The following is a 15,480-nucleotide window of genomic DNA, read 5'->3' as shown; positions in this document are numbered from 1 at the left end:
CGGTGGGGACTTTTTTCTTGTAATTCTACCCCCGTTATGCTACGATAAAATTAAGCAGAGCTTTGATTATTCTATTTCAAATCTTAACATTCTTATGCCTTATATGGCATTCAAAAGACTCTTTGCTTAACGATCCAATACATCAGGCAGGGAGCCCCGGCTTGACAATCCGGGAATTGTGGTAAAGGATGAAAGGATCCTGAAACTGGATGAAATCGTAACCGAAGTGAAACAGTCAGAAGAATGGGAGGCTGTTAGGATGAGTATATTATCTGTTGGAATTGAGCGGGGCCGTGAGGAAGGATTAAGACGCGGCCGGGAAGAGGGTCTGAAATCAGGGCGTGAGGAAGGGATACGAAGTAAATTAAAGGAGCAGACCGCACGGAAACTGGCGAAAGGAAAGACCGCGGAAATCATAGCGGAGGAGCTGGAAGAAGAGCTACCAGTGATTGAGCAGATAATCCGGGAACTGAATGGGGAACAGGAGAACATGAATCAGCAGATGAAATAGAAAAGGATGAACGGGTCAAAGCGCCGTCACCCTCCCGGTTTATGGGAGTTGGGCGGCGCTTTGACTCGTTTATCAGAAGCCGTCTGTGGGTAACAGCTGAAATATGGTTGTAACAGGAAAGTTCTGGTATAATGGCAGAGGAATGATTGCAGCAGTGGAAGGGAGAATCAGAATGGGATTTTTCAAAAAGACACAGAAAAAGAAACAGGCCGCCCCGGTGGAAAGAAAATCTGTATTTGACGGCCGGACAATCGATACGGGTAACTGGAAGCAGGTTTTTTCGGCCTGTCTGGGGAAAATGATGGCGGTTCAGACGGCCTGCAGTGACCTGGTGGTGCGGGGACAGGACTGGAACGTGGACTTTGAATCCGGATTTATCAGTTTCGGACAGGATAAGTACCCAATCCAGTTTATAGGAAGCGAATCTGCCTCCTCCGGCACTTGGCTGTGGGGATGGGAAAATATAAATGGTTTTAATGAAACGATTTTAGAAACAGCGGAGGAGACAAAGCGGAAAGGCAAAGCGTGGGGGCTGGAACCCCTTACCATTGCTGAATTCGAGCTGGACGACACCTTCAACGGGCATAATCTGTCAATTGCCGCCTGCGGTATATCGGACCGTGAGCTTTGCTATTACCGAGGCCCCCATGCCGGAGGAGCCGTTTTTATAGCTTTTGGCAATGTCCCCAAGGAAGTGTTTGCCCCTGTCGGCATGGTTAAGTTTACAAACCTGACGATGCAGTGCATCCAGCAGTTTGCCGTTGATCACAAGATCTTCGTTGAGAGTTTTCTAATGTGGAACGGGACTGCCTACGAGAAGACGGAGAGCCGATTTACCGCGCATTTTGAACAGGATCTGGCGATTGAGTTTGAAGAGGCAGGGGGATTTTTCAGAATCAGTGGCATTAAAACGTTATAAGGGAGTTAGTTGAGATGCGAGGACGCCTCTGTAAGACGGCGGACGGGGGAGTGGGAGGTTGGATATGAGTCTTCAGTCCCGGTTTGTAGGTTGTGGTGAGGGGGAATCCAGGAGAAAAAATTCCTACGGGGACTCGCTCCCGCTTGTGGAATGCGCAGCGGATGCTAGCTTCGTGAGAAACCTCAGCAAGCACCGGCGGATTCCAAGGTCTCCCTTCGGAACGTTTTCTCCTTCCTTCCCCGGGCAGGTTGTCGACGGGACTGAAGACTCAGCGAAGGTTGTTGCCCCGTCCGCCGGCTTCAGGGCTGATTGTCTCTTTCGTCAAGTAAGGGGGAGGTATTGCCGCGGCCACTATGTAGTCGTGAATCTTTTACTTTATGAAGGTATTCCGGGCTGGATTCAGAGAAAAATCCAAAGCTATATTTAATGATGAATCAAAAAATTCAATGGTTATTCAAGGATAGGTAAAGCTTCAAAGCTCAGATTCATCAATTGAATACCATACAGAGGGCATTCTCCCGTAATTCGAGGAAATGTAGTGGCAGCGACAATACCTCCCCCCCTGAAGGAATAAGAACAAATCAGCGGCCGCAGGCCGGGGTTCGGGATGGCGAAAACCTTCGCGTCTTCAGTCCCGGGGTATAACCTTCCTGTGGGGAATCCGGGAGAAAAAGATTCCGCAGGGAACCTGGGAGTTCATCGGCACTTACCGAGGTCTTTTCGAGGTTAGTGTCCGCTATGTACTCCAAAGAGCGCAAGCGTTTCCCGCAGGAACTTTTTCTGCCCGGATTCCCCACCCGCGACAACCTGCAGGCCGGAACTGAAGACTCACAACCTCCCCTCACCATCCCGCCCCCCGACCGTCCCGGCGGCGTTCTCATTCCTCAATTAAATCCTTATTTTATGGCCAAACAGCCACGCAAACAAACGGAAAATCAAATCCCCGTCTTGCAAGGCAATGGCTTCTGTATTATAATGAGAAGGTATTTTCAGAAAATAAGATAATCACGATAGAAAACATAATACAAAATAAATTGCATTAAACAGCAGAAATTTCAGTAAAAGGAGATAGATTATATGTTAGACGGCAAGAGAACATTATTCAGCGGCATGCAGGCGACAGGAAACCTGACACTTGGCAATTATCTGGGAGCGCTTAAGAACTGGGTCAATATCAGCGACGACTACCAGACATTTTTCAGCGTAGTGGATATGCATTCCATCACGGTGCGCCAGGATCCGGCTGAACTGAGGAAAAGAGCCAGAACACTTCTTACACTTTATATTGCGGCCGGACTCGATCCGGAGAAGAACTGCATCTATTATCAGTCCCATGTGACGGGACATGCGGAGCTGGCATGGATTCTGAACTGTTTTACCTATATGGGTGAGCTGAGCCGTATGACCCAGTTTAAGGACAAGTCCGCCAAACATGCGGACAATATCAATGCCGGTCTTTTTACTTATCCGGTGCTGATGGCGGCGGATATTCTGTTATACCAGGCGGACGTGGTTCCGGTGGGAATCGACCAGATGCAGCATCTGGAACTGACAAGAGATATTGCCATCCGTTTTAATAACATTTATGGTGATGTATTTACCGTGCCGGAGGCATATATTGGAAAAGCCGGAGCCAAGATCATGAGCCTTCAGGATCCGTCGAAAAAGATGTCCAAATCGGATGAGAACCCGAACGGAAGCATCTATCTGATGGACGACCCCGATACCATTATCAGAAAATTTAAACGTGCGGTAACCGACTCCGAGGCTTGTGTGCGCTACTGTGACGAACAGCCGGGAATCAAAAACCTGATCGATATCTACTGTGCATGTACAGGGAAAACTGCCGCGGAGACAGAGAAGGAATTTGACGGAAAAGGTTACGGCGATTTCAAGCTTGCGGTGGGAGAATCTGTTGTATCTGTCCTGAAACCGCTTCAGGACCGGTTCGCCGATCTCTCGGGCAATAAAGATTATATTGACGGCGTAATTAAGGGCAATGCCGAGAAGGCCCAGTATTTCTGCAATAAGACACTTCGGAAAGTACAGAAAAAAGTAGGCTTCCCGGAACGAATCAGATAAGTAGGTTTCAAAGGCGAAGCTGCCGGCCTCTTCCACTTAACAGGATGGGGCGGCAGCTTTTTGGAAATGCATTTTTGTAAACGGAGGAAATGAGATGAGAGTTTTGACGTATCAGATAGATGACAGGGAGAGGCTGGGAATTCTGAGTAATGATGATCAGTGGATTTACCCTGTGGAATCCATAGGGATGGAGTATCGTGACATGAAAGAACTGATCCGGGAGATCAGTGAGTCGGAGATCCAGTTGGCGGAGCATATTGCCGGCAAGCAGCCCTATGAAGCGGAGATTAGAGGGGCCACTCCTCTGGAGGATGTGAAACTCCTGGCTCCGATCCCGGATCCGGATCAGGACATCATATGTCTGGGGGTCAATTATATCGATCATCTGAAGGAGAGCAGCGACTTCCTCAAAGGGGCGTATTCGGAAGAACAGGAATATGCCGTCTATTTCGGCAAAAGAGTAAACCGTGCTTCGGGTGACAGGGAAACAATCCCTTCCTATCCGGGATTGGTGGACGGTCTGGACTACGAAGCGGAGCTGGCCGTCATCATTGGGAAAGACGCGAAAGACGTGCCCGAGGAAAAGGCCGGAGAGTACATCTTTGGTTATACAATTTTAAATGATGTCAGCGCGAGAAATATGCAGGATCGCCATGGACAGTGGTATTTTGGAAAGAGCCTGGACGGATTTACACCGATGGGCCCATGGATTGTAACGGCGAATGAGTTCGAATTCCCGCCAAAGCTCGGAATCAGTTCCAGGGTAAACGGTGAGCTCAGGCAGGACGCCAGCACGGGCGATCTGATATTTGGCATCGCACATATCATCAGTGAGCTTTCGAAAGGAATGACGCTGAGGGCGGGAACGATTATCTCAACGGGTACGCCGGCCGGAGCGGGCGTTGGGTTTAAGCCGCCGAAGTATTTGAAGAAGGGTGATTCTGTGGAATGCAGGATTGAGAAGATTGGGAGCCTGACGAATACGATTGGGTAGAAAGGAGTCCCATGAAAATCGGAGAGTTTTCCACCCGCGGTGAGATATCAAAAGATACCATCCGCTATTATGTTGAAGAGGGCCTTCTGATTCCGGATATGGCGGACGGCCATATGAGCTTTTCACAGCGGGATATAAATGATCTTGACTATATCAAAAAGTGTAAAACACTGGGGTTTAATATCCGTGAAATCAAGTTCATGATGGCGATTACGCGTACTTCCCATCTGACGGAGAAAGATGCCGTCCACGATTATTACGATATGCTGGAAAAAAAGAAAGCCAGCCTCTATGAACAGATTGACTCGTTAAACACCTCCATCCGTCTGATTGATGAAAATATTCATAATCTGGATCAGCAGATCTGTCTGGAAAAGAAAAGGCTGGGAGTACCGTTAAAGGCATTGTCTCTTCTGGCCTGCCCGGAGTGCGGAGGCAGTCTCTCCCTGAACCAGGCACAGCTTACGAGTAAATACGTGTATGAGGGAATCCTTCAGTGCGACTGCGGATATCAGGTGAAAATTCACGACGGAGTAGTCATTACGGGCAATCATTACCGGGGTGAATACGATCATCCCGATTTCAGCTACGGCGGCCATTATGACAATGTCAGCAGAAATTTTGTTACCTATTTGCAGAAAAGCTATGATTACGTACGAACCCGTCTGAAGAGTGAGGACTTGAAGGATAAGGTAGTACTCGAAACCAACCTGGACGGGTATGTTTTTTTATACCGGAATTTTTCGTATCTGAAAAATGACTGTATCTATGTGATGATTGATAAGTTTGAAGAGACGGTCAACCTGTTTAAACAGCGGACGGAACGGCTGGGGCTTGATCTTGATATCCTGTTCATCGCGGATGCTTCTGTTAAATATCCTTTGAAAAAAGGGTGCATCGATTATTTTATCGACTTTTTCGGAGAAGATGAATTCCTTTTGTATCATCCGAGGACACTAATCGAGATGGCCGATGCCTATTTTTCGCCCTCCCTCTGCGCATTCGGTGCATACATGAGCTATGACGCAAATTCAAAATCCATTGCCCGTGTACCGCAGTGTTATCCGGAATGTTCACCGGATGCTTACAGCGGCCATGCCGTAAGGGAAGGATATGGGAAAGCGGGATTTTCTTTCGAGGAAACCGAAACAGGAATTATGACGGAGACCTATCAAAAGTACCGGTACCAATGCCATGTAAACGGTGATGCTCTTCATATGCACTGTTTTACGGCAAAAAGAAGTAACACTTAGTTCTATATTGTGCAGACCGGTATAGGCCCGGCAGGGGGTGCACACCATAAAATTGTTACAATTAAATCAAATGTCGGATCATCGCGGGGGTAACCCCGCGATTTTTTTGCGTTTCAATCAAAATTTGCAGGAGGGAGGGAGCCAACAGTAATATTATAGGTATCATGCAATTTGTACTTTGATTTTTTCATCTATATAAAGAAATGGTATTCATAAAAGTGATCATGAGCCGGGACTCATGGTCACTTTTTACAGTATAAAAAATGCTCCTATAATAAAAAATGCCCTTCGGACAGAATATGCCCTCGGGCGAAGATATAATATGCCGGTATGCGGCCGGGCCCGGGATTCCATCCCGCCATATACCCATATCGGAGCGCACAGTGCAATATCAATTGAAAAAATTCTTTGTGCGATATATTTAAAAGTAGAATACTCAACTGACAATATTGATGAAAATTTATCAGATAATAATGTATTTTTGTAATAATAATAAAATATAATAGGTTGACAAATCATACTAGAGAGAATATAATCATGAGTATAAAACAAACGTGATTATATTCTCGACATAAACAGCGTGATTTTATGTGGAGCCGATATTGATGTTCCGCAGTAAATTATATTATGAAAAGGAGAATTCAAAGGAGGAAGAGAGATGAAAAGATTACTTAGTATTGCTATGGCGGCTATGTTGGTTCTGGGAGGCTGCTCAAAACCGGAAGCCACTGCCCCGGCCCAGAATCAGGCGGCAGGAGACAGTAAGTCTGACAGCAAATCTATTTCGATCAGACTGGTATCTATCCCGAACACATTGGACTGTTATGCAGCAGGAACCATCGATTGCGAGGAAATTTCGAAACTGCTTTATGATTTGGTATTAGAGCCGGATCCTGAGACGGGAGCTCCGCTTCCAGGCGTCGTGAAGGAGTGGGAGACACCGGATGATCTTACCGTAGTGCTGACCATGGGAGAGGGTTACATGTTCCAGAACGGGGATAAAGCGCTGCCGGAGGACCTCATTTATTCCATCGAACAGAACAGGGAACATTCACTGGGCGGACATGCATTTGGAAGTATTAAGAGTATGGAAGCCGAGGGAGATAATAAGGTAATTATTCATCTTGAATCTCCATTCGTAGATACGGTAGCTGCTCTTACAAGCGTTTATCTGTACGACAAATCTTACTGTGAATCTGCCGGAGACGACTGGGCTAATAAGCCGAACGGCACTGGACCATATAAGTTAAAAGAATATGTTCCCGGTTCAAAAGTAGTTCTGGAAGCCTGGGAGGATTATCCTTTTGAGAAATGTTATATGGATGAATATACATTCCTTTGCATGGAAGAGGATTCCGCTGCCTATATTGCCCTGGAGTCGGGGGATGTGGATGCCACGGCTATCTCTATCGCCGATTACGAGCGCGCATCAGAAAATCAGGCAGTTACTGTTTATGAAGGGGATACGATAACCTTATACCAGGTATGGATGAATGTTTCCAAGCCGCCGTTTGACAATCTGAATCTTAGAAAGGCCATGGCATATGCATATAATCGGGAAGGATTTTTAGCCCTGAATAAGCTGATGACCGCATCGGACAGCTTCGTTCCGAAGCAGGCGGAATTCTACTATTCAGCTCCTAATGTGATTCATTACGATTTAGATAAGGCCCGTGAACTTCTGGAGGGAGAAGGTTACACACCGGAAAACCCGCTTAAGATTGAACTTATTACATATGCCGGTGAGAAGACAAGACAGGCTTATGAAGCATACCAGCTGGAACTCAAACAGATTGGTGTAGACATGGAAATTACGACCATGGAATTCGGCGCTTACCTCGATAAGATGTATAAGGGCGAATTTGAGGTGATTTCCGATGACTGGTCGATTTCTCCGTTCCTTATGAACTATATGGCGATGTTATATTCCGGTTCTCATGGAGATTATAACGGAACTTTCTTCACGGATGAGCGGTGCGATGAACTGTATCACATTGCCGCAGGATCGGCAACCAATCCTCAGATCGGCCTGGACGCAGCAAAAGAATTGCAGGAAATTGCATGGGATCAGGTACCGTTTATCCCGACATTTTCACCTAAGATGTACTTTGTTGCGGATAAAGATATAAAAGGAGTTGAACTGCAGAACAACGGCAGGCCCGTTTTAAGAAAATTGTGCCGGTAACCGGGCAGGGCATAGGGTATGGGAGGACGAGGATGAGACTGATTCATGCGGATAATATGGATTTAATCAAAAGCATTTCAGACCTGTGTATATCGCCGGATGGAAAATTTCTGGCATTCTGCCTGGAAAGTGCATGTGTTGAAGAAAACAGATACCGTTCATTTCTCTATTCTTACGAACTGAGCAGCGGCCAATTGCATTGCCTGGACGGCCATGATACAATTCGGAACTGTTTTTTTGACCAGAATGGGATGGTGATTTATACATGGGATGAGCCAGAAGACAGTGCATTATCCCAGAGTACGAAGTTTTGGGAAGCGGATCCCGTATCCGGGGCAACAGGGGAGGCTTTCAGCCTGCCCCTGCCCCATGCGCGGGCAGCTCTTCTTGAGGGAGAGCGGCTTGTGATCAGTGCGGTCTGGGATCTGGAACTCGAGAAGTTAAAAGCCGCCGGGGATGAGAGAGCTGTTATGGCCCACCTCAGAGGCGAAGTAATCGTATGCGATGAATATCCGTACCGGATAGATGGACAGGGCTATGTAAACAAGAAACGGAACCGGCTTTATGAGTACAACCGCGGGGACGGTTCTCTGGTGCCTGTTACACCGTCGGATTTCCAGACGCATGATTACGCTGTGGATGAGGGCCGGTTGTATGTGCTGGGAGAAGCGTATCAGATCAGCACGGCACAGCAATACTCTGTATACAGCTGGGAAAACAGGCAGTTTCGGCTCAGCGCAATGGGAGACTGTATGTTTGCGGCTCTGGCTGTGTCGGGCGATCGGATTTTTACGGTCACCGATACTCTGCCCGACGACGTAAATTCCTACATTTATACGGCAAAAGGCGGAGACAGAAAACTGGACGCCAGATTCAAAACCCAATATACACCGTTTAACCTGATTTCGACTGATTTTTCCAGAGGAACCGGCCGTGAGTTCGTGGCATCAGGCGGCAGCCTGTATTATACGATGCAAAACAGAAGAGGCGTTGGCCTGTATCGCAGGAATGGGAATAAAGAAGTACGGATTTCACCGGAAGGAATCGATATCCTGCATTTTGTTATCTCTGCAGATGGCCGTATCTTTGCGGCGGGGCTGCCGGAACTGGGCGGGGCGGAGATTTATGAGATATACCCGGACAAGGCGGTTCAGCTTACGGCGTTTCATGAATCCGGACTCAGAACATTTGATTTGTCGAAACCGGAACATCTTGTTTTTACAAGCAGCGACGGCAGTGAGGTTGACGGCTGGGTGGTTCCTCCCGCCAATTATGTTCCCGGGAAAAAATATCCCGCAATCCTGAATATTCACGGAGGCCCGCAGCTCCGCTTTTACGGAGGCTTTAATTTTGCACATCAGGTCTGGGCAGCCGGAGGATACTACGTTATGTACTGCAATCCTCACGGAAGTATAGGGGATACGGCGGAGTTCAGCAACCTGAGAAAGAGATACGGCACAATTGATTATGAAGACATTATGAAGTTTGTAGATATCGTGCTGGAGCGGTATGAAGCGATTGATGAAAAAAGAATGGGGGTCACGGGCATTTCTTACGGAGGTTTTATGACAAACTGGATAGTCACGAGAACCAGCCGCTTTGCAGCCGCTGTTTCCCAGTCAGGAATTTCGGACTGGATAAGCCTCCATGCTACGGATGATCTTCCGGGATTCGACCTGACCATAGCGGGAAGCTATCCGTGGGATGATATCCGTGAACACTGGAGGATTTCTCCGCTTGCCTATGCGGGCAGGTGTTCGACTCCGACCTTGTTCATCGAGTGCGGAGAGGACTACAGGTGTCCGGTCGATCAGGGACTCAGTCTGTATCAAGCGTTGATTACACAAGGAATTCCATCACGCACCGTGATTTTGAATGGAGAAACGCACTGCGTATTCCGGTTGGGCAGGCCATGGTCCAGACTTAAAATTATGCAGGAAACAGCGGAATGGTTTGACCGGTATATACCTGGTTAGATGGGGGCTTCCACATACCTGCAAGGAGGTATCGATTAGTATGACGAGATATATAATGAAACGGCTATTGCAGATTATCCCGATTGTAATCGGGGTGTCGATATTAGTATTTACCATGCTCAGCTTTGCCCCTGGTGATCCGGCGAGGCTGGCGCTGGGCGTCAATGCAACGCAGGAGCAGCTATATCAGTTTAAAGAGGAACGGGGACTCAATGATCCCTATCCGGTTCAATATATTAATTATGTGAAAAAAGCGGTGAGAGGGGATTTAGGAGAATCCTATATTTCAAAACAGCAGATATCGGATATGGTGAAGCTGCGTCTGCCGAATACGCTGAGGCTTTCACTTACCGGAATTGCACTGATTGTAATTGTGCAGATCCCTTTGGGAATTGCGCTGGCTGTGAAGCAGAATACTGTTTTTGACAATACAATGAGGATTGTGACGCTGATTCTGGCATCCATGCCTGAGTTCTGGCTGGGGCTGATGCTGATGCTGCTTTTTTCCGTAAAGCTTAAATGGCTGCCGTCCACCGGATTTGACAGTATCCGGCACATGATTATGCCTGTCATCTGTGCGTCCACTTATGGATGGGCATCCGGGTCCAGGCTGACAAGAGCCTCGATGCTGGAGGTAATACGGCAGGACTATATTAAGACGGCCCGGGCAAAGGGGCTGGACGAAAAGGTGGTAATCCGGAAACATGCGCTTAAGAATGCCCTGATGCCGACGATTACTTCCATCGGAGTCTCGGTTGGGTTCTGTTTTGGAGGTTCGATTGTAATCGAGCAGCTGTTCAGCATTAACGGAATGGGAAAAATGCTGGTAGAAGCGCTTCGGCAGAAAGATATGCCGGTTATCATGGGCGGAGTTATTATTATTGCCATATTGATAGCCCTTACCAATCTGGTTACGGATTTGGCATACGCTGCGGTGGATCCGAGAATTCGTTCCCTTTATGTGAAGCCAAAGAAAATACCACATAAGGAGGCGACGAATCATGCTTAAAAATACAGACACGAAACAGGCTGCCGGCACCGGGAGGAGCAAGAGAAGGCACAGTCCCGGTTATAATGCATGGGTTAAGTTCAGACGCAACAAATCTGCTGTCGTCGGCCTGATGATGCTTTTGGTTATACTGGCAATATGCATTACCGCACCTCTTTATCTCAGCTATGAAAATGATGTTCTGAAAGCCGACTATTCGATGATACGCCAGTTCCCGGCGCCGGGGCATCTTTTAGGGACCGACGAGCTGGGGAGAGATTTGCTTGCCAGACTCCTCTGGGGAGGAAAAACTTCCATCACCATCAGCGTGGTGTCGGTTCTGGTGTCAATGGTAATCAGCCTGTTTCTGGGCTCTCTGGCCGCCTATTACGGCGGTACAACCGATGCCCTTATCATGAGAACGCTGGACGTAATCATGGCAATACCGACGACGCTCCTTATGATTACTCTGGTGAGCATTATGAAGCCAAGCGCATTTAACCTTACGCTGGCTCTGGGGCTCAGCTTTGTACCTGGCGATACACGTTTTATCAGAGCCCAGGTGCTTACGGTGAAAAATAATGAGTATATTGAAGCATCAAAAGGGCTTGGGGGTTCGGATTTCTGGATCATACTCAAACACATTATCCCCAATGCAATAAACCCGTTAATTTCTCAGTTCGTACTGTATGTTGGAACCGGCATTGTGCTGATAAGCTCCATGAGCTTTATCGGTTTGGGAATTCAGCCTCCGGCGCCTGAGTGGGGGACGATGCTGTCCGGCGGCCGTGAATTTATCCGTGACTGCTGGCATCTTACCGTATTCCCGGGCATTGCGATAGTGCTGACGGTAACGGCGCTGACGCTGATGGGAGATGGACTCAGGGATGCCCTTGATCCGAGAATGAAGCGATAAACAGCGAGGTACGCGAAATGGACGAAAAATTATTATTAGACATTAAAGATTTAAATGTAAAATTTTATACGGATAACGGGGTAGTACATGCCATCAATGACGTCAGCCTCTCTCTCGAGGAGGGAAAGACGCTGGGGCTGGTAGGAGAGACCGGAGCCGGGAAAACGACGCTTGCTCTGTCAATCCTGAACCTGATTGACAGCCCGCCGGGCAAGATTGAAAGTGGCAGCATCTTTTTTGAAGGAAAAGATCTTCAGAAAATCAGCAAGGAAGAGTATTTGAAAATCAGGGGGAAAGAAATTTCCATGGTTTTCCAGGATCCAATGACTTCCTTAAATCCGGTATATACGGTAGCGGATCAGATAAGCGAGGTGATTTCTGCACATCAGCAGGTCAGCAAGCACGAGGCAAAGGTGAAAGCGATTAAAATGCTGGAGACCGTGCGGATTCCGGCAGAACGGGCCTTTGAGTATCCGCATCAGTTCTCAGGCGGGATGAAGCAGAGGGTTGTTATTGCCATAGCGCTTGCCTGCAACCCAAAACTTCTGATTGCCGATGAGCCGACTACTGCACTGGACGTTACGATCCAGGCCCAGGTGTTGGAGCTGATGGCGGAACTGAAGGAAAAAAATAATACCTCTATGATTATGATTACTCATGATATGGGAATCGTGGCGGAAATCTGTGACACAGTGGCTATCATGTACGCAGGGGAAATCATTGAATACGGAAGTCTGGAACAGATTTTCGAAAATCCGCTGCATCCGTATACCAACGGGCTTTTTGGGTCAATTCCTGACATTACGAGCGACGCGGAATATCTGTCCCCCATTGAGGGGCTTATGCCGGATCCAATGAATCTTCCGGAGGGATGTAAGTTCCATCCACGGTGTAAATATGCGGATCAATGCTGTTCCTCCAGAAAACCCAAGTATATCGATCATGGGAACGGCCATTATGTTAGGTGCCTGATCTATGAAAATGCCATTCCGGCGAAGGAGGTAAAGAAATATGAGTGATGGATATATCAGGGTAGAAGGCCTGAAAAAATATTTCAAAGTCTCCTCCGGAACGCTGCATGCGGTGGACGGTCTGGATTTTACGATTGAGAAGGGTAAAACCATCGGGATTGTAGGGGAATCGGGATGTGGGAAAAGCACGGCTGGGCGCCTGATGTCCATGTTGCTTGAGCCTACGGCGGGGTCGGTGTTCTTTGACGGGTGCGATATCACAAAACTTAAAAAGAAAGAAAAACTGGCTTACAGACGCCGGATCCAGATGATTTTCCAGGATCCGTATTCTTCACTGGATCCACGTAATACAATTTATGAGAATATTGCAGAACCATTCTACATTCATGATTTTTTTCAGTCCAAGGCGGAGAGGGATGAAAAGATATTTGGAATGATGGAGCTTGTTGGCCTGGCCGAACGTTTTGCCGATTCTTATCCCCATGAGATGGACGGCGGCCGCCGGCAGCGTATCGGGATTGCCAGGGCACTTGCCTTAAATCCGGAGTTTATTGTGTGTGATGAGCCGGTTTCGGCACTGGATGTTTCAATTCAGGCCCAGATATTAAATTTACTTAAGAAATTACAGAAAGACTTTAATTATACTTATATGTTTATCACCCACGATATGTCGGTTGTTAAACACGTTTCGGATGATATTCTGGTCATGTACCTTGGCCAGATGGTGGAAAAGGCGCCAAGTAAGGTTTTGTTCACTTCTGCAATGCATCCGTATACACAGGCTTTACTTCTGGCAATTCCGGTGCCGAAGATTGGGGCGAAAAAAGAGAGGATCCTTCTGGAAGGAGAAATTTCTTCCCCGATTGATCCAAAACCGGGCTGTCGTTTTGCGGCGCGCTGCCGGTATGCCACCGAACGCTGCCACAGAGAAGATCCACCGATTACCGATCTTGGAGAGGGTCATTTTGTCAGATGTTTTCGCGTATGCGATGGAAATCAGAATGACTAAAATGACTGTAACAGCATCCGGCATATCCGCAACAGAGAATGCATTACCTTCGCTTTAATTTCAAATCCCCTGTCGCCGGATTATCAATCAGATGCCCGTCCGAATCAAAGCGGGATCCGTGGCACGGGCAGTCCCAGGTATGCTCCTGCTTATTCCACTTCAGGGCGCATCCCAGGTGTGGGCAGCGGGGACTGGATATGGTCAGAAGATTCATTGTCGCCTCCAGCGCATTGGCGGCGAGCTGCGGCCGGAGTATGGTTCTGGATGGTGAGAACAGGGAGGCATAGGGGGAATCCTGTTCCGTTATAAGAGTGGTGAGCACCATAGCGGACACCATGGAGGAGGTCATGCCCCATTTGTTAAATCCCGCGGCGACATAAAGATTCGGCGTGCTTTTCGAATAATGCCCGATGTATGGAACATTGTCTAACGTCATGCAGTCCTGTGTGGCCCAGTGGTATTGTTCATTGGAACCTGGATAATATTTCGAGGCAAACCGGCGGAGCTCTTCCCAGCTTCCGCCGGTTTTTCCCGTACGGTGGCCGCCTCCTCCAATCAGAAGAAGATCGTCGTGGTTTCTGAACGACATTCCATTTTGCGCCTGATCGACATACATCCCATCTAAATCCGGAGCATTTTCCAGTGCAATCACATAAGAGCGGTGCTGGTACATCTTCAGGAAATAACTGCCGTGCTTATTGATAAACGGAAAATGCGTTGCAACAATGATTTTATCCGCTGTGATGGCGCCGCTGTCCGTGCGCGCTGTGCAGCCTTCCAGTTCCTGTACCTCGGTGTGTTCGTAAATATTCAAATCTTTGGCAATTGCATTTACGAATTTAAGCGGATGAAACTGCGCCTGTCCTGTAAAGCGGACAGCTCCGGCCACCGGGAAGGGGAGGGGAAGCTGATGAACCGATTCCGCAGGAAAGTTCAGTTTCTGGAGGGCATCCAGCTCCTCGGCGATTACCCGGGGATCGTCCAGAGAATAAACATAGGCGTCTTTTCTTTCAAAATCACATTCAATCCCGCTGCAGAACTCCGCAAATTTTTTTACGGCCTCCTGGTTGGCGCGTAGATACAGGTCCGCTTTTTCCGTCCCCAGGCTTTTGAGCAGCTTGTGATAAACCAGACCATGCTGAGAAGTGATTTTAGCGGTAGTGTTTTTCGTGATTCCGCTGCAAACCGTATCCGCCTCAACCAGAACATAGTCCACACCGGCCTGTCCAAGCATGTAAGCGCACAAGATTCCGGCCATGCCTCCTCCGATGATAAGAACGTCGGTTTTTATATCTTTTTTTAAGCTCTTAAATTTCAAAACAGAAGATGTATCGCTCCATACCGATTCATGCCGGTCGCTGCCGCTTTTTCCCATATAATGTTCGTGCCTCCTTACAAATGAATTTCAATTAGAATGCCCATTCCTCACCGGTTTGATTCCTGATAATGGGGACAGCGATAAGAAATTCCGTCAGTTATTTGACTTCCGCACCGCTGCACTCACAAAAAACACCTCGCAGGATACTGCCTGTGAACAGTAACGGCCAGAATTTGCTAAGAAAAAAATATTTTTACATATTGACGCAGAAATCTGCCTATGCTATAATTCACCAGAAATGAACAAGGGCGTTCATGAGGTTTGGCCTCATGGACGCTTTTTTGTTGCAGTTTGGCCC

14 protein-coding genes are annotated in these 15,480 nt (G+C 47.7%); 13 read left to right on the top strand and 1 reads right to left on the bottom strand.

Annotated features, from left to right (window positions below):
- The first annotated feature begins 259 nt into the window (after window positions 1-259).
- The 13 genes from V3C10_19815 to V3C10_19755 all read left to right on the top strand — a co-directional run bounded on the left by V3C10_19815 (window position 260) and on the right by V3C10_19755 (window position 13,804).
- On the top strand, window positions 260-511 hold the full coding sequence (locus V3C10_19815; GenBank protein ID WVP61524.1) for a hypothetical protein: 252 nt from the start codon (window positions 260-262) through the stop codon (window positions 509-511).
- Between the two features lie 172 nt (window positions 512-683).
- Window positions 684-1,430, top strand: coding sequence for a hypothetical protein (locus tag V3C10_19810; GenBank protein ID WVP61523.1), 747 nt, complete (start codon window positions 684-686; stop codon window positions 1,428-1,430).
- Window positions 1,431-1,494: 64 nt separating this feature from the next.
- Window positions 1,495-1,857 (top strand): hypothetical protein, encoded by a 363-nt coding sequence (locus V3C10_19805; GenBank protein ID WVP61522.1) that lies wholly within the window; start codon window positions 1,495-1,497, stop codon window positions 1,855-1,857.
- 311 nt (window positions 1,858-2,168) lie between these two features.
- Window positions 2,169-2,435, top strand: coding sequence for a hypothetical protein (locus tag V3C10_19800; GenBank protein ID WVP61521.1), 267 nt, complete (start codon window positions 2,169-2,171; stop codon window positions 2,433-2,435).
- Window positions 2,436-2,507: 72 nt separating this feature from the next.
- On the top strand, window positions 2,508-3,512 hold the full coding sequence (trpS, locus tag V3C10_19795; GenBank protein WVP61520.1) for a tryptophan--tRNA ligase: 1,005 nt from the start codon (window positions 2,508-2,510) through the stop codon (window positions 3,510-3,512).
- A 94-nt stretch (window positions 3,513-3,606) separates the two neighbouring features.
- Window positions 3,607-4,506 carry a fumarylacetoacetate hydrolase family protein gene (locus V3C10_19790; GenBank protein ID WVP61519.1) on the top strand — a complete coding sequence of 300 codons (900 nt, stop codon included), beginning with the start codon at window positions 3,607-3,609 and terminating at the stop codon, window positions 4,504-4,506.
- A gap of 11 nt (window positions 4,507-4,517) precedes the next feature.
- Window positions 4,518-5,759, top strand: a complete 1,242-nt coding sequence (locus tag V3C10_19785) for a MerR family transcriptional regulator (GenBank protein WVP61518.1) — start codon at window positions 4,518-4,520, stop codon at window positions 5,757-5,759.
- Between the two features lie 658 nt (window positions 5,760-6,417).
- Complete coding sequence (locus tag V3C10_19780; GenBank protein WVP61517.1) at window positions 6,418-7,944, top strand: ABC transporter substrate-binding protein; 1,527 nt, start codon at window positions 6,418-6,420, stop codon at window positions 7,942-7,944.
- Between the two features lie 32 nt (window positions 7,945-7,976).
- Window positions 7,977-9,920, top strand: coding sequence for a S9 family peptidase (locus tag V3C10_19775; protein WVP61516.1), 1,944 nt, complete (start codon window positions 7,977-7,979; stop codon window positions 9,918-9,920).
- Window positions 9,921-9,960: 40 nt separating this feature from the next.
- Window positions 9,961-10,929, top strand: coding sequence for an ABC transporter permease (locus V3C10_19770; GenBank protein ID WVP61515.1), 969 nt, complete (start codon window positions 9,961-9,963; stop codon window positions 10,927-10,929).
- Window positions 10,922-11,824 (top strand): ABC transporter permease, encoded by a 903-nt coding sequence (locus V3C10_19765; GenBank protein WVP61514.1) that lies wholly within the window; start codon window positions 10,922-10,924, stop codon window positions 11,822-11,824. Before V3C10_19770 ends, V3C10_19765 begins: the two co-directional genes overlap by 8 nt.
- 17 nt (window positions 11,825-11,841) lie before the next feature.
- The gene (locus V3C10_19760) at window positions 11,842-12,843 is read left to right on the top strand and encodes an ABC transporter ATP-binding protein (protein ID WVP61513.1); all 1,002 of its coding nucleotides are present in this window, start codon (window positions 11,842-11,844) and stop codon (window positions 12,841-12,843) included.
- A complete protein-coding gene (locus V3C10_19755) occupies window positions 12,836-13,804 on the top strand; it encodes an oligopeptide/dipeptide ABC transporter ATP-binding protein (protein ID WVP61512.1) in 969 nt (322 codons plus the stop codon). Before V3C10_19760 ends, V3C10_19755 begins: the two co-directional genes overlap by 8 nt.
- Before the next feature lie 43 nt (window positions 13,805-13,847).
- Here V3C10_19755 and V3C10_19750 read toward each other — a convergent pair whose 3' ends face one another.
- Window positions 13,848-15,179 carry an FAD-dependent oxidoreductase gene (locus V3C10_19750; protein WVP61511.1) on the bottom strand — a complete coding sequence of 444 codons (1,332 nt, stop codon included), beginning with the start codon at window positions 15,177-15,179 and terminating at the stop codon, window positions 13,848-13,850.
- Window positions 15,180-15,480: the final 301 nt, after the last annotated feature.

Source organism: [Clostridium] symbiosum, assembly GCA_036419695.1.
GTDB lineage: Bacteria > Bacillota > Clostridia > Lachnospirales > Lachnospiraceae > Otoolea > Otoolea symbiosa_A.
The sequence above is the reverse complement of the archived record's forward strand: the minus strand, read 5'-3'. Positions and strand labels throughout refer to the sequence as shown.

Coding starts and splice junctions, on each gene's coding strand:
- V3C10_19780 (WVP61517.1), top strand. CDS start 6,418: ATGAAAAGATTACTTAGTATTGCTATGGCGGCTATGTTGGTTCTGGGA.
- V3C10_19750 (WVP61511.1), bottom strand. CDS start 15,179: ATGGGAAAAAGCGGCAGCGACCGGCATGAATCGGTATGGAGCGATACA.
- V3C10_19815 (WVP61524.1), top strand. CDS start 260: ATGAGTATATTATCTGTTGGAATTGAGCGGGGCCGTGAGGAAGGATTA.
- V3C10_19755 (WVP61512.1), top strand. CDS start 12,836: ATGAGTGATGGATATATCAGGGTAGAAGGCCTGAAAAAATATTTCAAA.
- V3C10_19805 (WVP61522.1), top strand. CDS start 1,495: ATGAGTCTTCAGTCCCGGTTTGTAGGTTGTGGTGAGGGGGAATCCAGG.
- V3C10_19800 (WVP61521.1), top strand. CDS start 2,169: ATGTACTCCAAAGAGCGCAAGCGTTTCCCGCAGGAACTTTTTCTGCCC.
- trpS (WVP61520.1), top strand. CDS start 2,508: ATGTTAGACGGCAAGAGAACATTATTCAGCGGCATGCAGGCGACAGGA.
- V3C10_19765 (WVP61514.1), top strand. CDS start 10,922: ATGCTTAAAAATACAGACACGAAACAGGCTGCCGGCACCGGGAGGAGC.
- V3C10_19760 (WVP61513.1), top strand. CDS start 11,842: ATGGACGAAAAATTATTATTAGACATTAAAGATTTAAATGTAAAATTT.
- V3C10_19790 (WVP61519.1), top strand. CDS start 3,607: ATGAGAGTTTTGACGTATCAGATAGATGACAGGGAGAGGCTGGGAATT.
- V3C10_19775 (WVP61516.1), top strand. CDS start 7,977: ATGAGACTGATTCATGCGGATAATATGGATTTAATCAAAAGCATTTCA.
- V3C10_19785 (WVP61518.1), top strand. CDS start 4,518: ATGAAAATCGGAGAGTTTTCCACCCGCGGTGAGATATCAAAAGATACC.
- V3C10_19810 (WVP61523.1), top strand. CDS start 684: ATGGGATTTTTCAAAAAGACACAGAAAAAGAAACAGGCCGCCCCGGTG.
- V3C10_19770 (WVP61515.1), top strand. CDS start 9,961: ATGACGAGATATATAATGAAACGGCTATTGCAGATTATCCCGATTGTA.